The sequence below is a fragment of the Parafrankia sp. Ea1.12 genome (genome assembly GCF_900465275.1).
Lineage (GTDB): Bacteria > Actinomycetota > Actinomycetes > Frankiales > Frankiaceae > Parafrankia > Parafrankia soli.
In genome coordinates this window covers 1-18,982 of the sequence record NZ_UBIZ01000308.1, presented here as the reverse complement: position 1 = coordinate 18,982, position 18,982 = coordinate 1, and the positions used below count along the sequence as shown (strand labels likewise).

The window sequence follows — 18,982 nt, the reverse complement described above, 5'->3', positions numbered from 1 at the left end:
GCATGATCAGCCTCTGCCGGCGAGGTTGATGGAGCGTAGTGCCAGTTCCGGTGCCGTCTTCTCGGCCCGCTCGGGAGGCTCGCCGCAGACGAGGACGGGAACGTCGCGGATGACGTCGATCCTCGCGGTCGCTGCCGCGGGTCCGGTCGGTCCACCCCAGGCCAGCTGCACGGTGGCCGACCGTCCCCCGGCGGCGATCTCGGTGCGTGCGGAGGTGAGCTGGTGGTCCAGCCAGGCCCAGCCGAACCGCTCGAACAGCTCCCGTTCGGCCACCTGGCCCCAGGTGTCCAGCGCGGTGTCACCGCGGTAGTGGCCCCGCAGCGGCGGCGGCCCGGACCGGCGCACGATCGCGTCGAGGGTCTCGGCGTCGAGGAACCCCCAGGCCCGCCCGTCCGGCAGTGTGAACCCGGTCGGCGCGAAGCGGTGTCCGCCGGTGTGGCTGCACCGGCGGACACGCACACCCGGCCAGGCCGCGGCCACGTCCAGCGCCAGGCGAGTCCCCAGCCGCGCGCAGCAGCGGTCCCGCGCGCCGTGCCCACACAGCAGCACCTCGGCGGGTGCGATCCGGCTCGTCGGGTCCGCCTGCGGCGCCTCGAGCAGCCGGGCGACCTCGTCGGCGATGCCTTCGGAGGGCACGAGGTGGTCGGTACCCACGAAACGGCCCGAGTCCACCCGGCGCCAGATCGTCACCCGCACGCCGCGCCCGACGCTCGGTCCCGGCTGATCGCTGGCGACCGCGGAGCCCAGCGGGACGCCAGCCTTCCCGATCGGGTCGTTGAGGTCGTCCGCAGGGGGTCTGACCGCCAGCACCCTGGTTCGGCGAAGGTTACGCCGCTGGAGGTCGGCGAAGGCCGGTATCTCGCCGACGTCCCTGGGCCAGGGCGGTGACACCTCGATGAGCACGAGCGTGTCGCAGGTCAGCGCGGACCCGACCGGGTCGACGCCCTGCGCGTGCGTCCAGGGCGCACAACGGTAGGACAGTGCCGGGGACGTGGTACGGAGGCTCACGAAGGCCACCTTCCGCTATGACTGCGGACTGTTTCGGGCAACTGGTGGACGAGTGTCAGGCAGAGATCACGCCCGCCAGCTCGAGGATCTTCGCTGGGGGAAGGTACTGGTCGACCACCCGAGCTCCGAAGGGCAGCAGAGCGTCCGCCACGGCGTTGGTCAGCGTCGCCGGGGCTGCCAGCGCCCCGCCTTCGCCGACACCGTGGAAGTCGAAGTCGCCGAGGCCTGCGGAATCGATGTGTTCGATCTCGATGTGCGGGATCTCGGCAGCGGTCGGGAGCAGGTAGTCCATGAACGTGGCGGCGAGGAAGTTGCCGTCGGCGTCGTAGGCGGCGTTCTCGTACAGCACCTCGCCGATGCCCTGCGCGATACCGCCGCAGATCTGACCCTCGACGATCGCGGGGTTGACCACCCGTCCGCAGTCCTCGACAACGACGTAACGAAGTATCCGGACCTGCCCCGTGGCGATGTCTACCTCGACGGTGCAGACATGCGCGCCGCCCGACCAACCGCTGCTGGTGACGGCGGACCCGTCGAAGCGCTCCTGCGCCGTCAAGGACACGTCGGTGCCCGGCGGGAGGAACATGGGCGCCATCATCGCCAGCTTCGCCACGTCGGCCAGCGGGATCGCCTTGTCCGGCGCCCCCTTCGGTGTCACCATCCCGTCGACGATGTCGAGGTCGCCAGGATCGATCTGCAGCCGGTGGGCCGCGATGTCCAGCACCTTTTCCTTCAGCCGCCTGGTCGTCACGATCACGGCACCCGTCGCCCACGTGCCGGCCCGGCTGCCGCCGGTGCCGATGAGGTTGAACGGGGTCTGACGGGTGTCGCCGTGGACCACCCGCACGTGGTCGAGCGGAATACCCATCTGGTCGGCCGCGACCTGGGCGAGCGTCGTCTCGTGGCCCTGGCCGTGCGGGGCCTGACCGGTGGTCACGAGGAGATGACCGTCGGCCTGGAGCGCCGCCTTCGCCTGTTCGCCGCCGAAGGGCGCACCTTTGCCGCGCAGCTCCGGCGGCCCGGGCGCTGCTTCCATGAAGATGGCGAACCCGATGCCGAGGTAGCGGCCCGCGGCACGGGCGGCTACCTGCTCCTTGCGGAACCCGTCGTAATCGACGAGGTCCAGGGCCTGCTCGAGGGAGCGGCGCGAGGTGATGCCCTCGAGGCCGCGGCCTGTGATGATCTGGTCGCCGGGCTCGCCGGCCACCAGGTTCCGGCGCCGGATGTCGGCGGGGTCGAGCCCCAGCTCGTGGGCCGCGATGTCAAGCAGCCGTTCCCGCGTCCACACCTCCATCTCCCACGGGCCCCGGTAGGCGACGTACGTAGCCTTGTTGCTGGCGACGACGGCGCTTTCATATTTGTAGGCTTTGATGTGGTACGGGCCGGGCAGCGACGTACAGATCATCTCAGGGTAGATCGTGCAGCTGAACGGCACCGCCGGGTAGGCGCCGCCATCCAGGACGAGCTTCACCTTCAACCCGAGCAGCGTGCCGTCGGCCTTCAGCGCGAGTTCCGCGTCGATCTTCTCTTCTCGGGCGTGGCCGGACGCGAGAAGGTGCTCGTTGCGGTCCTCCACCCATTTGACCGGACGGCCGAGCCGCTTACTGGCCAGCGCGATGCAGAAGTCCTCGCGCCCCACCACACCCTTGAGGCCGAAGCCACCACCCACGTCACCCGCAAGCACCCGCAGCCGTTCCAAGGGATGGTCGAGAGCCTGGGCCAGTGCCTGACGCAGGCCGTGCGGGGTCTGGGTCGATGCGATGAAGGTCAGCTCCCCCGAGGCCGGGTCGTAGTCGGCGATCCCGCCCCTCGTTTCCAGGGGGACGTTGGCGACACGGTGTTGGCGCAAGGTCGCCCGCACCACCTGGTCGGCCTCGGCGAAGGCGGCATCGATGTCACCCAGGGTGACGGGTGGGCTCGTCGCCACGATGTTGTCGCCGAGTTCGTCGAAGATGGCCGGTGATGCGGGGTCGAGGGCGGTCTCGTAACCGGTCACCGCCGGAAGCGGCTCGTAGTCGATGTCGACCAGCTCGCACGCGTCCTCGGCTATGTACCGGCTGTCGGCCACGACCATCACGAGCGGATCGCCGACGAACCTCGCCTTGTCCGTGGGCAAAGCACGGAACGTCGGCCATTTCGGTCCATTGCGCAATCCCGTGAGGGGATTGCAGCCGGCTGCCAGGTCGGCGCCGGTGAACACCGCCACGACGCCGGGCACCGCTCGCGCCGCCGAGGTGTCGATGCTGTTGATCCGAGCGTGGGCCATGGGGCTGCGCACGAAAGCGACATGGAGCATGCGCGGCAACGTCACGTCGTCGACGAACTTTCCGCGGCCCGTCAACAACCGCGGGTCCTCGACTCTCGCCACCCGCTCGCCGACGAATCTCATCGGTACGACACCGGCTCAGGTACCGCCGCGCCACCGAACGCCGGCGCCGACCTTCCGCGTCGCTCCGCGAGTCCGCAGCCGGGGCCGGGGACCGGAACGGGTGAGCTCCGATCTTCACGTGCGCCTATGCATAAGAACCGTGACAAGGCTCGTGACCTCCTCCGCGCGATTAGCTATGGGGACTTGCTGGCGGCTTCGAACCGCACGTCGACGACACGCCGCCAGCCTTGGGAGGCATAGGTCGCGTCGATGATGGCCGCCACCGCCGTCGCCGCCCGAGCGGGATCGCGGTCAGCCATCGCATCGACCATTTCGCGAACGAGCTTCGCCCGGAGGTTCCGCGTCTCCTCCGGAATCTGCTCGATGAGCTCGATTGAGGTGGCCCATTCAATCTTGAAGCGCACGACACGCATCAGTGCGATCAGCGTGCTGTTCCCGGACGCCACTGCCAGATGCTCGTAGAGCTGCCCCTTCACGGTGCGGGTGTCCTCGGGCCGCCGCTCCCGGAACGCCCGGTCACCCTCGTCGAGGAGCCGGCGGAACGTCTCGAGGTGCTCGGGGGTGCACCGCATCGCCGCCTGCGCCGCGGCCAGCGGCTCCAGGACCGCCCGCACATCGAGCAGGTCATGGGCGGCCTCGGCGTCCAGGGTGGCGACGAAGGTGCCGCCATAGCGTTCGGACCGGACGAATCCCTCGGACGCCAGCGCCCGCAGCGCCTCCCGCATCGGGATCCGCGACACGCCGAACTCGGCGGCGAGCCACTCCTCCTTAAGACGCTGGCCGGGCGCGAACTGGCCGCGGATGATCCGTCCACGGATGGTATCGACGAGTGCCTGCACGTTGCCGCGAGCGGGCGAACCCTGGGTCGGCGTCGGCTGTGTCACCGCCCTTATTCTGCCCTACCGGAATGTTGATCAAGGAGTTCGAACCGCAGCCCGTTGTGCAGATGGTAGGTGAACCTTTTCGGGGTCTTCCCGTCCGCGCCGACACCATGGATCTCGATCGGGCACGGCCCGGCCAGCCGGCCGCTGTCCGCCGCCAGGTCGCCCGTGTAGTAGGCGAGGTGGTGCAGGAGCATGCCGCTCTCGACAAGCGCCCACGGTGAGTCCGGAATCGTCTGGATCAATTCCAGGCGCGGGTACTGCGCCGTGACGGCAATCCTGAGCTGGACGTCGCGGGTGCCGTGCTCGTCGTCGCGCATCACCAGCGTGGGCTCGAAGATCCCCATCCACTCCAGGCCGAGCTGGGCGGACAGCGCCGCCATCGCCGGCTCGAGCTCCGGCACCACGAGGCCGACATGGTCGAGGTTCGGGTCGATCACGCGAGGTTGAACACCCGCACGGCGTTCCCCGCGAGGATGGCGTGCTTGCGGTCGTCGTCGAGGCCTGGGGTCAGCTCGGCGATGTACTGCTGGGTCTTCGGGAACAGCGTCCCGCTGTGCGGGTAGTCGATGGAGAACATGGCGGCCGACGCCACGAGCGGGTCGCGCTTGGCGTCTTCGAAGCCGACGAAGTCGTCGAGCACACTGACGAAAAGGTTCTTGCCGATGAACTCGTGGGGCGGGGTGTGCAGCGGCGGGTTGGCCCAGTGCTTCTGGCGCTCGAACTCCTGGTCCATCATCAGGGCCCAGAACCGCAGCCACCCGAAGTTGACCTCGGCGTCGACGAACTTCAGGCCGGGGTGCCGTTCGAACACACCGGTGAAGGTCAGCTGGGAGAACGGCGCGACGCCGGTGAAGAACCGCTGGACGATACCGGCGAGGTTGACACCCGCGGCGGCCTCCGGCCTCGGGGTGGCCTGCCCCGCCGGTTCCTTCCCGCCCATGGTGCGGTGGATGCACAGCGTCACCGGTGCCTGCTCGGCCGCCGTCCAGAGCGGCTCGTAGTAGCTGTCGTAGTACGGGCGCTCGCTCCAGTAGGGGAGGAAGGCGCCCTTGGCGCCCTTGGCAGCCACCCGCTCGAGTTCGGCGAGCAGGACGTCCATGCCGTCGTCGACCGGCAGGAGCGGCAGACCGATGAGCCGCCGCGGGTTGACGGCGCAGAACTCGTCGAGCAGCCAGTCGTTGTAGGCCCGCAGGATGGCGAGGGCGAAGGGTCGATCGTCGAGCGTGTACGACGTGAGAGAGGCCATCGGGTAGATGGTGGCGGCATCCACACCGTCGGCATCCATGTCCTTCAGGTGGGCGGCGCCGTCGTAGTTGCCCGGGAGGATCTCATCGACGGTCAGGCCGCTGGCCTTGTAGTCCTCGAACGGGCGGCCGGCTACGGCGTTCAGCCCGAACGTCTTGCCCGGCGGCTTGCCGTCGAAGCTCCAGCCGTCACCACCGTCCGCGCCGCGCAGGATGCGCGGCGCCCGGTCCCGGTACTCCTTGGGCAGGTAGGTGGTGAACGTGTGCGGCGCCTCGATGATGTGGTTGTCCGCCGAGATGACCTTGTAATCCATGTGCGTTCCCTTCTCAGATGACGGCACCCTGCTCCTTGAGAGCGGTGATGTCGTCCCACGAGTAGCCACACGCCAGGAGGACCTCCTCCGTGTGCTGACCGTGCTCGGGCGCCCGCCGCATCGCGGTGAGCGGCTGCCCGTCGAACTGCGCCGGCGATGCCACGACCGACAGCGGCGGCCCGGGATCCTCCCCCGGGACGAGGTAGCCGTTGGCCAGCACCTGCGGATCGTGCACGACCTCGGCGGGTGTCTGAAGCACGTCCCACACCCCGGTGAACGTGGCCAGCGCTTCGCGCCACTCGTTCACGGTGCGGGACGCGAACACCTCGTCAAGCAGGCCGATAAGTTCGGCGTTGTGCGTCATCCGGGCGTTGAAGTCCACGAAGCGCGGGTCGTCGGCCAACTCCGGCCGGCCGATATGGTCGCAGAAGCCGCGCCAGTGCGGGTCTGGCTGGATGACGACCATCGACAGCCAGCGGCCGTCCTTCGTCTGATAACTGTTCGACAGCGGATTGCGGACCGTCCGACGGTCGGCCCGTTGCATCAGCGGGCCCTCCGGCCCGGCGTTGGCCTCCGTCATCAGGACGGTGGCGTTCATCCACATGCCGCCGGCGAGCAGCGAGATGTCGACCTCCGACGGGACGCCCGTGCTCGCCCGCTTGAACAGGGCGGCGGCGACGGCGCCGGCACCGCCGAGCCCCCCGACGCAGTCGCCGATGCCGCCCGGCGGATGGGTCGGTTGGCGGGCGTCCGGCGGGGTGAGGAACTGGGCGATGCCGACGCGGGCCCACGCGACCGCGGCGTCGAAGCCGGGGGTCTCGGCATCCGGGCCACGAGGCCCGTAGCCGCTGGCCCGCACGTAGATGATCGAGGGATTGGCCGCCCGGATGTCGGCGATCTCGACGCCGAGCCGCCCCCGCGGATCGGGCAGCAGGTTGGTGATGAACACGTCGGCGTCCGCGACCAGGCGTAACAGCACCTCGTGGCCAGCGGGCGTCGACAGATCGACGGCCGCGCTGCGCTTGCCCCGGTTGGCCAGCTCGATCGTCGGGTTCACCGGGCCGGTGTGGAAGAACCCCCGATAAGGATCACCGCCGTTCCGCGTCGGCTCGATCTTGATGACGTCAGCGCCCCAGTCAGCGAGGATCGCCCCACACGACGGCGCGAACAGCCACGCCGCCACCTCGACCACCTTCACGCCCGCCAGCAGGTCGTACCTGAGCTGATCCGGCACGGGCTCGTCCTCCCGTCTTCGGTGTCGCCCCATCCGGTCTTCGGCATGAGACTTGTATACAACATTGCCCCAGCAGTTGTATACACCTGGGACGACGTCCGGTCGCTTCCTCACGCCTGGCCTCGTTCCGTCCCGACTTCCCGAGGACGCTCCAGACGTCACCCAGCCGCCGCGAAAGGTCACGACGGTGCGGCGAAAACTCCCCACCGGCCCGTCGTCTCATCGCCGCCTGGGCAGCGGCGCGTCAGGTCCGCACACACCACGCCAGGGAGGAAGACGAGATGGCGACAACGACGGCTCCGGACGTACAGCCGGTGACGCCGGTGGTGGGAGCGACCATCAGCGGTGTCGATCTCCGCGAGCCGCTCGGCCCGGACACGGTGCGGGCCATACGGCAGGCGCTGCACGGAAAGCCCTGTTCGTCAACGAGGCATGGACCACCCGCATCGTGGAGCTGCAGCCCGCCGAAAGCGCCCACCTGCTCGCGCTCCTGTTCGAGCACGTGAAATCGCCCGACTTCACCATGCGATACCGGTGGGCCCCCAACGACCTGGCGATCTGGGACAACCTCGCCGTCCAGCACTACGCCGTGCCCGACTACGGCACCCCCGGGTAATGCAGCGCGTCGTCCTCGCTGGCGATCGGCCGTACGGCCCCTCGCGCCGTATTTTGGTGTAGGTAGGGAGAGCAGCGAGCGCTACTCCCGCAGTGGGCGTTGCGCCTGGAGTTCAATGAGCTGCCCGAACGGGAAGAAACCCAGACCGACGACATCGGTGTAGACGAAAACCTGGAGGACCTCGGTGGCGAGCGCTCGAAGCTCGATCGGAAAGGGCGGGTAGACGGTCACGCGACCGGCGAGTTCGGCGGGAAGCTCGTGCTCGAGGCGGTGGATCACCGTCTCGAGCTCCTCGAAGCCCGGGTACCGCAACCCGAAATGCATGACATGGCCAGGTTTCGTCCGCGCCAGGTCGTACTGCTCGAGTGCGGCGCGGAGCTCGTCGTCGTCCTGCATCCGGCGCCCGAGGACGTCTTCGAGCTGGTGTTGAGGTTCGCGGATCTCGGAGACGTACAGGACGTTGTTGAGCGAATCATGTTGGCTCGCTCCCCGGAAGACACCCAGGTACGCCGAACTCGACCCAAGCTCTCTTGTGATGTCTGCGACGGTGCAATCCAGCGTCTCGAACAACGTGACCGCGAGCTGGCCATCTCCAGGCCGGTGCAGCAGCTCGACATGGTTAAGGAAGAGACCATCGTGCTCGGTGAATGTCCCCATCGCTTGCGATCCTCTCACGTTTCTCGAATCATGCGGGAAGCAACCGACGGCCCCAGACGACCCGACGTCACGCGACGGCACCGCCATTGACACCGAACAGCTGCCCCGTGATGTAGCTGGCCTCCTCAGAGCACAGGTACAGGCAGGCAGCGGCGATGTCGTCGCCGGTGCCCAGCCGGCCGACGGGAATGCGGCTGGCGCCTCCGTCGCCCGTCGGATCACCGAGCTCCGCGCGGGCCTGGCGGAGCATCGGGGTATCGATGATGTGAGGCGCGATGGTGTTCGCCGTGATCCCCAGCTGCGCGTACTCGGAGGAAACCGCTCTCGTCAGCGCGACCACGCCGCCCTTCGACGCGACGTAATGCGCATGATTGGAGGTCATGATCTGGACAGCCGACGACGTGATCGTGACGATGCGGCCCCAGCCGGCCGCGACCATGTCGGGGATCGCCGCCTGCAGGCAGTGGAACGTGCCGGTGAGGTTCACCGCGAGGACACGGTCCCACGAGTCAAGGGGAATCTCGCCGAACGCCTCCCACCGCGAGATCGCCGCCGAGGTCACCATGATCTCGACCGGCCCGAGCTCGCCGCGTACCTGGGCCAGCGTCTCCTCGACCGCCGCACGGTCGGAGACGTCCACGGCACACGACATGGCCTGTGCGCCACGTCCCCTCAGATTCTCGGCCATCTGCTGCGCCGCGTCCCCGTTCACGTCGAGCACCGCCACGCGGTCCCCGCGCCGAGCAAGATGCTCGCAGATGGACGCCCCCATCCCCGATGCGCCACCTGTCACGACTGCCACTCGGCCCACGTACATCACCACTTCCTTGCACTTGGAAAATCCAGCCCTTGGAGGAACTCAACGCGTCAGCGCCGCGGCGGTGCGCGCCAGCTCCAGGAGATGGACACCGCCGGCGCCGCCGGTGATCTCGGGCACCTTCGCGGCAGGCTCGACGAGCAGGACGTCGCCCTTGACGAACTCCGTGTCGCCGACGGTCATCGAGCCGTCGAGGACGAGCGTGCCGCGCCAGTCGTCGACGGACCCGGATGGGAGCGTCGCGCCCGCCGCCAGCTTCCGGTCGAAGACGATCCCCCGCTCGGGATCACCCGGGTCGCCCAGGTCCCACCAGGCATTGCCGTCGAGGTGACCCTTCTGCAGACCAGGCGTTGCGTCGACCGGAACGACCTGCCGGCTCCCGTTCTCCACCCGGGCCGGCGGCCGCGGGACGAAGTCGATCGCCTCGAGACCCTTGAGATACGCGAGGGTGGGATGGTCGCGGTACTCCTCGCCGTAGCCGCCGGGCGAGAGGATGTCACGGGCGAAGATCTCGAGCAGCTCGCAGCCCTTGGGACCGTTCAGCAGGAGCCCGTACTCGACGCCCGGCGCGGCGATGAGCACGTCGCCCCGCTTCATCCACCAGTCCCCCATCAGGACGCTGCCGTCCAGCACCACCACCGCGGTCCAGCAGTCGTGCCAGTGCAGCGGCCAGAGCTGGTTCGGCGCCATCCGAATGTCGGGCAGCATCATGCGCCAGGAGTCCTCGGGTCGCCCTAAGAACCACATCTGGGTCCACGTGCAGCCCCCGGGCTGATCCGAGTCCCGCACGATGCCGCCCGGGCCGTCCTTGCCGCCCGGCTCCAGCCGCGAACGCGTCACACCCGGCGCCACCTCGTCGGACGGCGCATCCTTAAAGACAGTCACTGGCATGTGGAACTCTCCCTCGTCGATGCGGTCTGAACTCTCGCTCCACCGTTGCGGGACGTGCCGGGCACCGGCGACCGGTCACCGGGGCGCCGTCAGGTGCGCCGCCTCCAGAGGAGCAGGAGGGCTACCAGCAGAACTGTTCCGGCGACCGAAGGGCCTACGCGCTTGAGAACCCCGCCACCGGCCGTCCCGAGCAGGTCGATCGGCTCGGCTGCCCGGTGGGAGGCGCCCTTTTGGCGGGAGTCGGCCGCCCGCACCCGCGGTGGGGTCGCGGGCGAGAACGGGATGCAGTCGTTTACGGGCGCGGGTGCGGGTGTCGCCCCGTTGACCGCGGACTTACCACCGGCCGTCTCACCCAGTACGGGCGCGGCGGTACCGGTGATCTCGCTGGCCAGGTTCGCCGCGAACTGGCCGATGAGGATGGCCGTGACGTCGGCGAGAGCGGCGCGGCCGAACTGGGCGGGTTTGCCAGTGATGGCGAGGTCCGTCTCGACGAGGACGTCGGTCGCGCCCCCGGTGTCCACGAGCCGGCAGGTGACGACCGCCTTGGCGGTTCCGCCGCCGCGGGTCTCCCGGCCACTGGCCTCGATGACCGCGACCTTGGCCGCCTCGTCCAGGGAAAGGAACGTCGCTGTGCCGCCGTAGGTGAGACCGATCGGCCCGAGCTTGACCTTGACCTTGCCGCTGAAGCTGTCGCCGTCACGCGAGGTGAGGGTCGCTCCGGGCACACAGGGCGCGACCCGCTCGATGTCGAGCAGGACCCGCCACGTGTCATCGACAGGCACGGGGACACTGAAGGTGTTCTCCAGTTTCATCCGATCTCCTTCAAACTCGCGGTGCCATGAATCGATGCGGTCCCTGCGGAAACGGCGGTCGGCGTGCCACCATCCCGGCTGACCGCCATCCGCGCACCTGCTCAGCGAGCTCCCGCACACCTACCCCGAGGTTTCGGCGCGTTCCTCGCGGCGCAGCCGCGCCGCAAGCCGGACGGCGTGCACAATGCCCTGGTAGCCGGTGCAGCGGCAGAGGTTTCCGCTCAGGCCGTCCCGGATCTGCTCGTCGGTCGGATCCGGCACATCCTCCAGGAAAGCCGTGACCGATATGACGAACCCGGGGGTGCAGAAACCGCACTGCAACCCATGTGTCTCCTGGAAGGCGCGCTGCACCAGGCTGAGCGATTCCGGATCGCCCGCCAGCCCCTCGACGCTGGTCACCTCGCTTCCGTCCGCCTGCACCCCGAACATCAGGCAGGACCGGACAGCCAGGCCGTCGAGCAGCACTGTGCACGACCCACAGACCCCGTGCTCGCACCCCAGGTGGGTGCCGGTCAGCCCGAGGTCCTCCCGCAGCAGGTCTGCGAGAGTCTTGCGCGGCTCGACCCGGGCGCGACAGCGTTCGCCGTTCACGATCAGGTGCACGTCCATCTCGGTCATGCGGCGCCTCCCGCCTCGGCCTGGGCCTGGCTCTGGCCTGGGTTCCGTTCCTGTCCCTGGGCCTCCGCGAGGGCCCGGCCAAGTGCTCGCGCAGTCATCTGAGCGCCGAGGTGGCGCCGGTAAGCGGCGGAGCCGTGGGTGTCCGAGGGCGGGTCGAGTGCCGCGACCGCGTCGCGCCCGATCGAGGCGAGGTCCACCTCGTGGGCGTCCGCACCGGTCAGGGTCTGCTCGGCCAGCCGGGCCCGCACCGGAACGCTGCCCATCCCGATCAGCCCGACCGCCGCCCGTACGATGCGCCCGCCATCGACCTGCACCCCACACGCGGCACCGGCCAGCGCGAAGTCGCCGTGCCGACGCGCGAACTCCGCCACGGCGAAGCCGCAGCCACGCCCCCACACCGGAAGGTGCACCGCGGTCACCAGCTCGTCGGGCTCCAGCGCCGTCATGAAGATCGACACGAAGAAGTCGGCGGCCCGGATGCGCCGGCTCCCCCGGGTGCTGCGCACCTCGATCTCGGCGTCGAGCGCGACGGCGACCGCGGGCAGCTCCGCGGCCGAGTCGGCGTGGGCGAGCGAGCCGCCCACGGTGCCACGGTTGCGGATCTGGAAATGGCCGATGTGGGGCGCGGCACGGGCCAACAACGGCACCGAGTCTCGAATGAGCACGTCGGTCTCCAGAGCGCGGTGCCGCGTCAGCGCTCCCACCCGCAGCGTGCCGTTCGACCGGGTGGCGCCGGCAAGCGCCTCGATGCGGTTGACGTCGACGATGTGCTCGGGCCGCCCGAGCCGCATCGCCATCACCGGGACAAGGCTCTGGCCGCCGGCGAGGACCTTCGCCTCGTCTCCGAGCTCGGCCAGCAGGGCCACCGCCGCGTCAACAGACTCCGGCACGTGGTAGTCGAATGCAGCGGCTTTCAACGGCGGTTCTCCGTCTCGTCCAATCCGGCGGACGCCGGCTCGGCGTCCCCCAGGGGATCAGGGCCAGCGGCACGGGAGTCTCGCCGTCGCACCGGTCGTCGATCATCCCGTGCTGGTAGGTGGATGCACGCGGCCGCCGGGTCGCGGTCGTCAGGCAAGGCGCGCCGACCAGCCACCGTCGACCGCGATGATCACCCCGGTGACGAACGAGGCGCGGTCGGAGGCGAGGAACGCCGCCGCCTCGGCCTGCTCACGCGCCTCCCCCGCCCGGCCGAGCGCCGCCTTCGCGCCCAGCGAGCGCATCGCGTTCGCCGGCGCCTTCCGGTTCTTCTCCGTGAGAGTGAACCCCGGCGCGATCACGTTGGCCCGGATACCCCGCGGCCCGAACTCGGTCGCGGTCGCCTTCTCCTCCCCGCTGATGTCCGCGGCGAGCACCCTGGCGCCCTCGCGCACGAACACCGCCGCCGAGGCCTTGCCGATACCCCGCCCCGCACCCGTGATCACGGCGACCTTGCCGTCGAGGATGCCCATCAGTCACCTTCGACGATGCCGTGCTGAAGGAAGACGTGCCGGGCGACGTTCATGGCGTTGTGCCACCCCGACCCACCGTCGTAGATGCCGGCCTGGGTGATCGCCTCGCCGACCGCCTCGGGCGTGATCCCCAGGTTCAGTGCATTGTTGACGTGGATGTGCAGCTGATCGTTCTGATACTGGACCTGCAGGACGCTCACGGTGATGAAGCTCCTGGTGCGCAGATCGAGCCCGGGCCGGCCCCACACCTCGCCGTAACCGTAGTCGGCGGTGATCCCGGCCAGTTCCTGCTCGAAGGCCAGCCGGCCTGGTTTGGCGGCCGGGAAGGGGCTGCCGGGCAGCGGCTCGAGCAGGGGGGCGTCGGGACCGAGGCCGATACGCCCGACGCCCAGGGCGGCGACCACCCGGTTCCTGGCCGCGCGCCGCTCCTCGTGGTCCATCGCGGGCTTCGGCTCCACCGGGGCACCCGAGCCCGCCGGCACCAGCCCCCGAGCGACAAACACCTCACCCGCGACACCGGCCGCGTTCTCCCAGGCCGGCAGGCCGCTGTACACACCGGCGTGCAGCAACGTCTCGTGGATCTCCTCCGGAGTGATCCCGATGTTCAGCGCGCTGTTGACGTACCGGTAGAGCTGGTCTTCCCGGCCCAGGGCCGTCAGGACGGCCACAGTGATGAAACTCCGCGTCCGGAGGTCGAGCCCCGGCCGGCCCCAGATCTCGTACTCGTACAGCTGGGCGCCGTGGATCTCGGCCTCCACGGGTAAGGCATACGCCGGCCGCGCGGGCACACCGCCCTGGCGGGACCGCAGCACCGGTGCTTCGGGCGCGGTACCGACCCGGTCGATGCCGAGCTCTCGGCGGACCCGTTCATAGGCCGCCTCGCGCTGCGCCTGGGTCATCATCCCGACGTACCTCCCTGGGTGAACGGAGCTTCGAATGGTTGGACCCCCGTGCCTGCGGACTCCCTTGTCTGGAGCACGGCGATCTCGGCGGTCGGCAGCACGTTCGCGATCCGCCACAGCCCGATCCAGCTCTGCGGGAAGACAGCGGCGTCGACGAGCGCGGCGTGCGCCTCCGGTTCGGGGTCGTCGCACGCGTCCGAGCAGACAATGACCTGGTAGCCGACGTCGAACGCCCACCTGGCGGTGGACAGGACGGTCCCCGCGGTCGCCACACCCGCGATGACGATCTGCCTGATCCCCGCTCGCTGCAGCAGGTCGTGCAGGCCGGTGGTGGCGAAAGCGCCGATGGTCGTCTTGCTCAGGACGGGCTCGCCGTCGATCGGCGCCAGCAACGGATGGATGTCGTCCACCATCGACTCCGGCACCACATGAAAGACCGGCACGCCGGCCCGGCGGGCCAATGTCATCGCATGGGAGGCCCGCTCCGCGACGGCCGGGTCGTGGCTGAAGCGCTCGACGATGTACCCGGTGAAGTCCAGGGCGACGAACGCGGTCAGCTGCGTCGTCGGTGCGCTGGCGGCGATCATCGACTCCCCTTTCACATTGCTTGTATACAACCTTCAGATCAGGTTGTATACAAGTTTGCGGAAATGCGCAAGGGGTGAACTGTCGGCCCGCCGGCGACTCTGGGCGTCGGGCGGCGCGCGCCAAACAGTGGCGGGCCGCGGTCAGCCTGCCGATGGACGCAGTGGCGGGGACCCATCGGCCGTCTCCTCTTTCCAACTCGGCCTAGGGCTGTGCCGGCAGGGGGCGTGTCCATCCGGTGTCAGGGCTCTCAAGCGCCGCATACGAAGGGTCATTCCGGTCGCGGGAGCCGAGACCGGGCCGCGACGGCCGCATCAGGCCGCTCGCCGGGACGACATGTGTCAGGTCGACAATCACAAGCCGGTGCGCGATCTTCCATTCGCCCTCGCGGCGTTCGAAGCGGTCGATGTACCGCCCGATCGCGAGGAGGACGCGGTCCTCACCTTCGGTCTCGATGCTCCGCCACACCGTGAAGTACGTCTCGCAACCCGCCGTCCTGTCATCGTGCAGCGTGATGAGCTGGTTCGTGACCTGGTTCATCGAGACCTTCGCCGAGCGCACGAGGTCGGCGACACCTCGGCCTACGGTTCTACCCGAGTAGCGCTGGTCGCCGTGATCGTCGATCGCATCAGGGTGGTACGCGGAGCTGATGAGGTCCGGATCGCAACGGTCCACCCCGCGGCAGTACCGCATGGTCGCCTCGCGGATCGCCTGCTTGTCGAGCAGCTGCTGGATCGCCGCCTGCTCGGTACCCGCGATGTCCCTCATGGCGCAGCACCGTCCTCAGCGTGGTCAGGATGTTTTCTCGGCGGGCCGGTAGAAGCGATCCATGGGCTCATGGGAGGAGGCTCTCGCCGGCTCAGCGGTCGTTGGTGAAGAGGAATGCCTGGGCGAGCGGGCCGCCGCCGCCCGTAACGAGGCCGACCTCGGCGTCGGTGACCTGCCGGGTGCCGGCCTGGTTCCGTAACTGCAGGAAGGTCTCGTAGGCCAGACCGAAGCCGAGGTAGCGGCCCTCCGACAGTTGCCCACCGGAGGTGTTGAGTGGCAGCTCACCGTCACGGGCGATGCGGGTGCCGCCTTCGACGAACGGTCCGGACTCGCCGCGGCCGCAGAACCCGAGCGCCTCCAGCCAGTACAGGACGAAGATGCTGAAGCCGTCGTAGAGACCGGCGACGTCGACGTCGCCGGGCCGCAGCGAGGTACGTGACCACAGCTGCTCGGCGGCCTTCATCGCGGCCATGACGTCAAGGTCCGGCCAGAACTCCCAGCTCGACGTCATCGGCCGCCCACCACCCAGCGCTTCGAAGAAGACGGGCCGGTCGACGTCACGGCGGTGGTCGGCGTGCGAGACGACGAAGGCGATCGACCCGTCCGCCGGCACGTCGCAGTCGAACAGGCACAGCGGTTCGCTGATCATCCGTGCCACGAGGTAGTCGTCGATCGTCATCGGGTCGCGGTAGACCGCGTCCGGGTTACCGGCGGCGTTGCGCCGGTCGTTCACGGCGACCCAGCCGAGCTGCTCCCGGGTGGTGCCGTAGCGGTCGAAGTGGTGCCGGGCCCACAGGGCCGCGAACTGCACGGGCGAACCCACCCCGTAGGTGGCCTTCCACGGCGCGGCCCCGGGCCCGGCCATCACCGCCGGGCGGCGGCCGGTGCCCTGGCTGGTCGCCTCGCCGACGGTCCGGTAGACCAGCACGTGCCGGGCGAGACCGGTGGCCACCGCGTGGGCGGCGATCCCGAGGATTCCGATGACGTTGGCGCCGTCCCCGCAGCCGAGGATCCACGACAGGTCCAGGCGCAGGAGCGTGTGCAGCTCACCGACCCGGGGGCCGCCGAAGCCGTGCGGGGCGGGGTGGTCGGGCCAGGAGGTGAGCCCGTCGATGTCGCGCGGGGTGAGCCCCGCGTCGGCGATGGCCGCGAGACAGGCGTCCAGGGTCAGATCGATCGCGGGCCGGTTCAGCCGCCGCCCGGACGCGGACCGCCCGATGCCGGAGACGATCGCCTGGCGCTCGACGTTCACGGGACCGGCGGAGTTCATACGACCGGCCGGAACATGGGTACGAACACGTCCCCTCGCTGTTCGAAGGTCACCTCGACCTCCATACCGGTGCTGACCGCCTCGACGTCGCAGTCGACCACATTGGTCAACAGGTGCAGGTCGGGCTGCTCTGCGAGCACCACCCGGGCCACGACATAGGGCGGCTCGTACCCGGGGACCCACGGACGGCGCACCACCGTGTACGACTCGACCGTCCCGCGGCCCGAGACCCGCCGGGACGCGATCGACCGGGAATAACAACCGGGGCAGATCCGCGCCGGCGGATGGAACAGCCGTTCACACACGGTGCACCCGCTGATCAGGAGCTGCCCGGCGGCCCCGCCGCACCAGAAATCGCGACTGTCGTCGTCGACCACAGGTACGGGCCTGTCCTCACCGGTCACCCGACCGCCACCTGTATGAGGGTGCTCCATAGGTCAGCGCTCCTACTCGTCGACGACGTGCGGGAATGGGCCGGTCGGTACGGGCCGGCGGCGTCGCACGCCGTTCTTGCGCACGGTGACGTCGCCGGTTGCCTGCGCTCGGCAGGCGAGCCGGAGCCGGGTGAGGTCACGGCGGTGTGCGCCGGGAAGTCGGTGTTCGAGGGCGTCCTGTTCGTCGTCGTCGGGGGGTGTCAGGTGTTCGATGCCGCTGAGTACCTCGAGGTGGCAGACCGTGCAGGTGGCCTGGCCGTGGCAGACGGTGGGCCAGTGGTACCCGAGTCGCCACGCGGCCTCGATGATCGTCTCTCCGGGTTCGAGTTCGAGGTCGGCGCCGACGGGGTCGATGCGTACCACTGGCCCCCGGGGCCGTGCGCTCCGTTCTGCGGTCACGTGACCGCTCGGTCCCCGGAGGCGGCGTGTGCGGCGTGTTTCATGCCGATGTAGGAGAAGACGCAGCTGTTCCCGATGCTGGCGCCCGCACCGAGATAGGTGCGGCCCATCACCGAGGCGGTGCAGTTCCCGGCGGCGTAGAGGCCGGGGATCGGGTCGTGGTTGGTGTCGAGCACACGAGCATGTTCGTCGCACAGGAGACCGCCGCTGGTGCCGACGTCGCCTGGATAGAGTTCGACGGCGTAGAAGGGTGCCTTCTCGACGGGCGCGAGCGACGGGTTCGGTTTGTTGCCGTAGTCGCCCTGGTACTTTTCATGAGCGCCTTCGCCGCGGTGGAAGTCGGGGTCCGTGCCCTGCTCCGCGAACGTGTTGAACCGGGCCACCGTGGTGGCCAGCCCCGCGGGGTCGATGCCGCACGCCCGCGCGAGCTCGTCGAGCGTGTCGGCTTTCTTCATGTAGCCGCTGGTGAGCCATTCCTCGGGAGTGTTGGGACGGAACGCGAACAGGTAGCGGGCGCGGTGGCGGGAGTCCATGACGAGCCAGCTCGGGATGGATTCACCGTCGACGTTGTGGGCGTACATCTGCCGGCCGGCTTCCATGTAGGAGACCGCTTCGTTGAAGTACCGGCGGCCGGCCCGGTCGACGATGATCGAACCTGGTTTGCATCGTTCGCCGTTGTGCATGCTCGGACGGCCGCCGGGCTGGATGGAGGCCGGGATCCACAGGGCCTCGTCCATGAAGTCGACGGCGGCGCCCAGGCGCATGGCGGCCTCGATCGCCTCGCCGGTGTCACCCGGGTTGGCGCTGGTCCACGTTCCGTCGTTCGGCTGCTTCGAGTACCGCTTGCGCATCTCGGGGTTGCAGCCGAAACCACCTGAGCTCAACAGCACGGCGTGGCGGGCGCGGATCCGGATGGTGTGGCCGTCCCGGTCGGCGACGACGCCGACGACCCGGCCGTCCTCGGTGATCAGGTCGACCAGTCCGGTGTTCGTCCAAATCGACGCCCCGGCGGCGAGTGCGGCCGTCAGGGTCTGGGCGATCAGTGCCCCGCCGTTGGCCAGGCGGGTCTGGCGCCGTAGCCGGCCGATGGCCGTGCGCACCCCGACGCGGGCGGCGGTGCGCATGGCTTTCGGTCGCCGCTTGACCATCTGCAGTCCGGACGCCTCGCGTGTCATCACGACGATCCCGAGCGCGATCGTCATGCCCGGCATCAGCTTGTCGAACCACGGCCCGAGCTGTTGGCCGTCGGTCACCGCGGGTTCGAGGGAGCGCCCGCGGGCGCTGCCACCGCGGATACCCGCCACCCCGGCGTAGTAGTCGCTGTAGCCCTCGCACCGCTCGAACCGCATGCCCAGGTTCTGCAGGAAGCGGACCATGTTGGAGCCTTCGGTGACGTAGGCGACCCGACGCTGGTGCGACGAGGCGGGTCCGACGTCTCCGACAACGGAGTCGAAGTACGCCAGCGCGTCCTCAAGGGAGTCGGGAACGCCGTCGGCCTGCATGAGCGGGTTGTCCGGCAGCCACAGCACACCGCCTGACATGGCCGTGGACCCGCCGATCATCGGCTGCTTCTCGATCACCAGCGTGTCCAGGCCGCTCGCCGCCGCGGCCACGGCGCCGCACAGACCACCGCCCGAGCCCACGACAACGACGTCAACGGCATGGTCGTAGCTGGCATCCGACTTCGACACG

Annotated in this window: 21 protein-coding genes; 1 reads left to right on the top strand and 20 read right to left on the bottom strand. The window is 69.4% G+C overall.

Annotated features, from left to right (window positions below; all coding sequences use genetic code 11):
* Positions 1 to 6 precede the first annotated feature (6 nt).
* The 6 genes from FMEAI12_RS16245 to FMEAI12_RS16220 all read right to left on the bottom strand — a co-directional run bounded on the left by FMEAI12_RS16245 (position 7) and on the right by FMEAI12_RS16220 (position 7,073).
* Positions 7 to 1,008, bottom strand: a complete 1,002-nt coding sequence (locus tag FMEAI12_RS16245) for a sucrase ferredoxin (RefSeq protein WP_112106728.1) — start codon at positions 1,006 to 1,008, stop codon at positions 7 to 9.
* Between the two features lie 55 nt (positions 1,009 to 1,063).
* Entirely contained in the window at positions 1,064 to 3,397 is a 2,334-nt protein-coding gene (locus FMEAI12_RS16240; RefSeq protein ID WP_112106685.1) for a xanthine dehydrogenase family protein molybdopterin-binding subunit, read from the bottom strand.
* Positions 3,398 to 3,570: 173 nt separating this feature from the next.
* Positions 3,571 to 4,236: a GntR family transcriptional regulator gene (locus tag FMEAI12_RS16235; RefSeq protein ID WP_235014057.1), complete on the bottom strand. Its 666-nt coding sequence runs from the start codon at positions 4,234 to 4,236 to the stop codon at positions 3,571 to 3,573.
* A gap of 50 nt (positions 4,237 to 4,286) precedes the next feature.
* On the bottom strand, positions 4,287 to 4,718 hold the full coding sequence (locus FMEAI12_RS16230; RefSeq protein ID WP_112106683.1) for a VOC family protein: 432 nt from the start codon (positions 4,716 to 4,718) through the stop codon (positions 4,287 to 4,289).
* A complete protein-coding gene (locus FMEAI12_RS16225; RefSeq protein WP_112106682.1) occupies positions 4,715 to 5,839 on the bottom strand; it encodes an amidohydrolase family protein in 1,125 nt (374 codons plus the stop codon). The genes FMEAI12_RS16230 and FMEAI12_RS16225 overlap by 4 nt, the downstream gene beginning before the upstream one ends.
* Before the next feature lie 13 nt (positions 5,840 to 5,852).
* Positions 5,853 to 7,073, bottom strand: coding sequence for a CaiB/BaiF CoA-transferase family protein (locus tag FMEAI12_RS16220; protein WP_112106681.1), 1,221 nt, complete (start codon positions 7,071 to 7,073; stop codon positions 5,853 to 5,855).
* 187 nt (positions 7,074 to 7,260) lie between these two features.
* Between FMEAI12_RS16220 and FMEAI12_RS39265 the strand changes: the two genes are divergently transcribed.
* The gene (locus FMEAI12_RS39265) at positions 7,261 to 7,689 is read left to right on the top strand and encodes a TauD/TfdA family dioxygenase (protein ID WP_160144285.1); all 429 of its coding nucleotides are present in this window, start codon (positions 7,261 to 7,263) and stop codon (positions 7,687 to 7,689) included.
* A gap of 81 nt (positions 7,690 to 7,770) precedes the next feature.
* Here FMEAI12_RS39265 and FMEAI12_RS16210 read toward each other — a convergent pair whose 3' ends face one another.
* From FMEAI12_RS16210 to FMEAI12_RS16145, 14 genes are all read right to left on the bottom strand, one after another.
* Positions 7,771 to 8,346, bottom strand: a complete 576-nt coding sequence (locus FMEAI12_RS16210; RefSeq protein WP_112106679.1) for a hypothetical protein — start codon at positions 8,344 to 8,346, stop codon at positions 7,771 to 7,773.
* Positions 8,347 to 8,413: 67 nt separating this feature from the next.
* Positions 8,414 to 9,163, bottom strand: coding sequence for an SDR family NAD(P)-dependent oxidoreductase (locus tag FMEAI12_RS16205; RefSeq protein ID WP_112106727.1), 750 nt, complete (start codon positions 9,161 to 9,163; stop codon positions 8,414 to 8,416).
* A 42-nt stretch (positions 9,164 to 9,205) separates the two neighbouring features.
* The gene (locus FMEAI12_RS16200; RefSeq protein ID WP_235014055.1) at positions 9,206 to 10,003 is read right to left on the bottom strand and encodes a hypothetical protein; all 798 of its coding nucleotides are present in this window, start codon (positions 10,001 to 10,003) and stop codon (positions 9,206 to 9,208) included.
* A 140-nt stretch (positions 10,004 to 10,143) separates the two neighbouring features.
* Entirely contained in the window at positions 10,144 to 10,866 is a 723-nt protein-coding gene (locus FMEAI12_RS16195; protein WP_112106677.1) for an SRPBCC family protein, read from the bottom strand.
* Between the two features lie 120 nt (positions 10,867 to 10,986).
* A complete protein-coding gene (locus tag FMEAI12_RS16190) occupies positions 10,987 to 11,484 on the bottom strand; it encodes a (2Fe-2S)-binding protein (protein WP_112106676.1) in 498 nt (165 codons plus the stop codon).
* Entirely contained in the window at positions 11,481 to 12,401 is a 921-nt protein-coding gene (locus tag FMEAI12_RS16185) for a xanthine dehydrogenase family protein subunit M (RefSeq protein WP_112106675.1), read from the bottom strand. The genes FMEAI12_RS16190 and FMEAI12_RS16185 overlap by 4 nt, the downstream gene beginning before the upstream one ends.
* A gap of 150 nt (positions 12,402 to 12,551) precedes the next feature.
* Positions 12,552 to 12,932 carry an SDR family oxidoreductase gene (locus tag FMEAI12_RS16180; protein ID WP_112106674.1) on the bottom strand — a complete coding sequence of 127 codons (381 nt, stop codon included), beginning with the start codon at positions 12,930 to 12,932 and terminating at the stop codon, positions 12,552 to 12,554.
* Positions 12,932 to 13,834, bottom strand: a complete 903-nt coding sequence (locus FMEAI12_RS16175; protein WP_071065112.1) for a carboxymuconolactone decarboxylase family protein — start codon at positions 13,832 to 13,834, stop codon at positions 12,932 to 12,934. The genes FMEAI12_RS16180 and FMEAI12_RS16175 overlap by 1 nt, the downstream gene beginning before the upstream one ends.
* Positions 13,831 to 14,421, bottom strand: coding sequence for a cysteine hydrolase (locus FMEAI12_RS16170; RefSeq protein ID WP_112106673.1), 591 nt, complete (start codon positions 14,419 to 14,421; stop codon positions 13,831 to 13,833). Before FMEAI12_RS16170 ends, FMEAI12_RS16175 begins: the two co-directional genes overlap by 4 nt.
* A gap of 202 nt (positions 14,422 to 14,623) precedes the next feature.
* Positions 14,624 to 15,187 carry a nuclear transport factor 2 family protein gene (locus FMEAI12_RS16165; RefSeq protein WP_020462204.1) on the bottom strand — a complete coding sequence of 188 codons (564 nt, stop codon included), beginning with the start codon at positions 15,185 to 15,187 and terminating at the stop codon, positions 14,624 to 14,626.
* A 91-nt stretch (positions 15,188 to 15,278) separates the two neighbouring features.
* On the bottom strand, positions 15,279 to 16,457 hold the full coding sequence (locus FMEAI12_RS16160; protein ID WP_112106672.1) for a thiolase family protein: 1,179 nt from the start codon (positions 16,455 to 16,457) through the stop codon (positions 15,279 to 15,281).
* Complete coding sequence (locus FMEAI12_RS16155) at positions 16,454 to 16,861, bottom strand: OB-fold domain-containing protein (RefSeq protein WP_235014054.1); 408 nt, start codon at positions 16,859 to 16,861, stop codon at positions 16,454 to 16,456. The genes FMEAI12_RS16160 and FMEAI12_RS16155 overlap by 4 nt, the downstream gene beginning before the upstream one ends.
* Positions 16,862 to 16,903: 42 nt before the next feature.
* Complete coding sequence (locus FMEAI12_RS16150; RefSeq protein ID WP_235014053.1) at positions 16,904 to 17,290, bottom strand: 2Fe-2S iron-sulfur cluster-binding protein; 387 nt, start codon at positions 17,288 to 17,290, stop codon at positions 16,904 to 16,906.
* Entirely contained in the window at positions 17,287 to 18,981 is a 1,695-nt protein-coding gene (locus tag FMEAI12_RS16145; RefSeq protein WP_112106670.1) for an FAD-binding protein, read from the bottom strand. The genes FMEAI12_RS16150 and FMEAI12_RS16145 overlap by 4 nt, the downstream gene beginning before the upstream one ends.
* Position 18,982 lies beyond the last annotated feature (1 nt).

Bases quoted from the DNA above. Each gene is read 5' to 3' on its own strand.
- FMEAI12_RS16190 (WP_112106676.1), bottom strand. From the start codon at position 11,484: ATGACCGAGATGGACGTGCACCTGATCGTGAACGGCGAACGCTGTCGC.
- FMEAI12_RS16180 (WP_112106674.1), bottom strand. From the start codon at position 12,932: ATGGGCATCCTCGACGGCAAGGTCGCCGTGATCACGGGTGCGGGGCGG.
- FMEAI12_RS16225 (WP_112106682.1), bottom strand. From the start codon at position 5,839: ATGGATTACAAGGTCATCTCGGCGGACAACCACATCATCGAGGCGCCG.
- FMEAI12_RS16160 (WP_112106672.1), bottom strand. From the start codon at position 16,457: ATGAACTCCGCCGGTCCCGTGAACGTCGAGCGCCAGGCGATCGTCTCC.
- FMEAI12_RS16195 (WP_112106677.1), bottom strand. From the start codon at position 10,866: ATGAAACTGGAGAACACCTTCAGTGTCCCCGTGCCTGTCGATGACACG.
- FMEAI12_RS16165 (WP_020462204.1), bottom strand. From the start codon at position 15,187: ATGAGGGACATCGCGGGTACCGAGCAGGCGGCGATCCAGCAGCTGCTC.
- FMEAI12_RS16205 (WP_112106727.1), bottom strand. From the start codon at position 9,163: ATGTACGTGGGCCGAGTGGCAGTCGTGACAGGTGGCGCATCGGGGATG.
- FMEAI12_RS16240 (WP_112106685.1), bottom strand. From the start codon at position 3,397: ATGAGATTCGTCGGCGAGCGGGTGGCGAGAGTCGAGGACCCGCGGTTG.
- FMEAI12_RS16170 (WP_112106673.1), bottom strand. From the start codon at position 14,421: ATGATCGCCGCCAGCGCACCGACGACGCAGCTGACCGCGTTCGTCGCC.
- FMEAI12_RS16210 (WP_112106679.1), bottom strand. From the start codon at position 8,346: ATGGGGACATTCACCGAGCACGATGGTCTCTTCCTTAACCATGTCGAG.
- FMEAI12_RS16175 (WP_071065112.1), bottom strand. From the start codon at position 13,834: ATGATGACCCAGGCGCAGCGCGAGGCGGCCTATGAACGGGTCCGCCGA.